The 2,428-nt window shown below is 72.8% G+C and carries 3 protein-coding genes and 1 pseudogene; 2 read left to right on the forward strand and 2 right to left on the reverse strand.

The genetic code is table 11. The features are described 5' to 3' along the window. Positions 1 to 207, reverse strand: a pseudogene (locus HUW36_RS34185) (endo-1,4-beta-xylanase); the annotation flags it as partial. 398 nt (positions 208 to 605) lie between these two features. Beyond that, positions 606 to 1,091, reverse strand: a complete 486-nt coding sequence (locus tag HUW36_RS30890) for a carboxymuconolactone decarboxylase family protein (protein WP_174531309.1) — start codon at positions 1,089 to 1,091, stop codon at positions 606 to 608. Between the two features lie 166 nt (positions 1,092 to 1,257). Between HUW36_RS30890 and HUW36_RS30895 the strand changes: the two genes are divergently transcribed. Together HUW36_RS30895 and HUW36_RS30900 are read left to right on the forward strand one after the other, a co-directional pair. Then, positions 1,258 to 2,139: an RNA polymerase sigma-70 factor gene (locus tag HUW36_RS30895; RefSeq protein ID WP_174531310.1), complete on the forward strand. Its 882-nt coding sequence runs from the start codon at positions 1,258 to 1,260 to the stop codon at positions 2,137 to 2,139. A gap of 26 nt (positions 2,140 to 2,165) precedes the next feature. Beyond that, positions 2,166 to 2,428, forward strand: a 263-nt coding sequence (locus HUW36_RS30900; protein WP_174531311.1) for a hypothetical protein, incomplete at its 3' end; no start/stop codon positions are given.

The following is a 2,428-nucleotide window of genomic DNA, read 5'->3' on the forward strand; positions in this document are numbered from 1 at the left end:
CGCGATCGTGCTGTACGTCGAATCGCTCAACCGACCCGCCGCGATCGCCGTGCCGAAGTACCGACCCGACTGCGCCGCCGCCGCGCCCAGCGTGCTCGCCGCCTGGGCCGGACCAGGCACCATCAGCGCCGCACCAACCAGGGCCAGCGCGCCTGCGGCCGCAGCCGCGGCCAAGCGACGGCGGCCGTGCTTCAGTAGACGTTCCATGACACTCCTGTGCATATCGGGGGATGTGCAAGGTCGTGAGGAAACGCGGGCCCGCGTACCTGCCGTGCGGGAGCCGGCGCCGCGAGATTCTCGGGCCCCGGCTCCGAAACTTTTCGGAAACGTACCGGTAACTTGCCCAGCAAGATACTCGCGGCTTCCTGATCGGTCAACGTCGATGGTGGCTCGGATTTTCGTGACCGCGGCCCTGGGCAGCGATGGAGGGGGATTCACCGAATCGCTCCGAAACTTTCGGAGGCGGATACCCAGCGGTCAGGCCGAGTGGTGGCGCGGCACGCGGGTGAGCAGTCCGGACAACTGCTCACCCTCCGCGCGTTCTTCCGCGATCTGCGGTGACCGGCTGGCCGGCCCGGGCGTCCCGGGCCGGCCGGTCCCGCCGCTCAGGCCAGCGCGGCGGCGAACATCCCCGCCTCGTACGAGCCGCCGCGTTGGTGCGCGATCACCGCGAACCGGTTCGCCGCGTTGATCAGGCCGAGCAGGCACACCAGCGCCGCGATCTGGTCGTCGTCGTAGTGCTCGCGCACCCGGGCCCAGGTCTCGTCGGACACCCCCTGGTGGGCGTCGGCGAGCCGGGTGCCCTCCTCGGCGAACGCCAGCGCCGCGCGCTCCGCCTCGGTGAAGACCGTCGACTCGCGCCAGGCCGCGACCAGGTGCAGCCGGACCGCGCTCTCCCCGGCGGCCGCCGCCTCCTTGACGTGCATGTCGATGCACCAGCCGCAGCCGTTGATCTGGCTGGCACGAAGCGACACCAGCTCCTGGACGGCGTGTGGCAGCGGCGACTGCTGGAGCACCAGGCCCGCGTTGGCGAACCGCTTCATGAACTTCGCGGCGATCGCGTTCTCGAACAGGTTGATTCGGGTCTCCATCGTTCCGGCCTCTCTGCTGGGGTGGTGTCGGACGACCACGAGATGCCGGCCGCCGCAACGGCGTGACAGCGCGGCCCGGTGACGACCGACACAGCGACCGGACGTCACACCGCGTCGGCGGCCGGCGTCTGGTGGGGAACGCAGCCGAGCGGAGAAGGAGCCAGCCATGGCGGACCCGGCCACCGAGGACTTCCTCGCCCACCGGAACCTGCTCTTCACGGTCGCGTACGAGATGCTCGGCTCGGCCGCCGACGCCGAGGACGTGGTGCAGGAGACGTGGCTGCGGTGGGCCGGCGTCGACCTCGACGAGGTCCGGGACCGGCGCGCCTACCTGGTGCGGATCACCACCCGCCAGGCGCTGTCCCGGCTGCGCGCGCTGGGTCGCCGCAGGGAGTCGTACGTCGGGTCCTGGCTGCCCGAACCGCTGCTCACCACGCCGGACGTGGCCGACGACGTGGCCCTCGCCGACAGCGTGTCGATGGCGATGCTGCTGGTGCTGGAGACGCTCACCCCGACCGAGCGGGCCGTGTTCGTGCTGCGGGAGGTGTTCGACGTCGGCTACGACGAGATCGCCGGGACGGTCGACCGGAGCCCGGCCACGGTCCGGCAGATCGCCCACCGGGCCCGGGCCCACGTCGCGGCGCGCCGGCCCCGCCAGACCGTCTCGGCGGCCGAGACCCGCGACGCGCTCGACGCGTTCCGGCGGGCGGTCGAGACGGGTGACCTCCGGTCGCTGCTCGCCGTGCTCGCCGAGGACGTGGTGCTGGTCGGCGACGGCGGCGGGATCAAGCAGGCCGTCCCGCGACCGGTCAGCGGCGTGGACAAGGTGGCCCGGCTGCTGGCCGGCGGCTGGGGCCGGGTCGCCCACGCGGCGTCGATGGAACCGGCGCACGTCAACGGCTATCCGGCGCTCGTCGTCCGGCTCGACGGCGAGCTGGACACCGTCGTGGCGGTACGCCTCGACGACGGCCGGATCAGCGGGCTCTACGCGGTGCGCAACCCGGAGAAGCTGTCGCACATGTCCCGGGAGAACACGCTGCGCCGGTGAGCGGCGGGCCGTGCGACGATGCCCGGATGAGCAGCGACGTCCCGCCCGACGTGAGTGCCCTGGCCATCAACGTGACCGTCCCGGAGGCGTTGCGCTGGACCGACACCCGGCGCGGCGAGGAGTTCACGCTGACCACGCTCAACGTCCGGCTGCTGCCGGACGGGAGCCTCGCCGCGAAGGCGTACGGCCGGCCCACGGCGGGTGGTCGCGGCGCGTACGTGTCGTTCCGGGTGCCCGACCGGCCGGAGCTGGCCGCGTTGGTCGCGGCGGCGGCCGACCGGGCGGGCGC

It is taken from the genome of Micromonospora maritima, from assembly GCF_902825405.1.
Lineage (GTDB): Bacteria > Actinomycetota > Actinomycetes > Mycobacteriales > Micromonosporaceae > Micromonospora > Micromonospora maritima.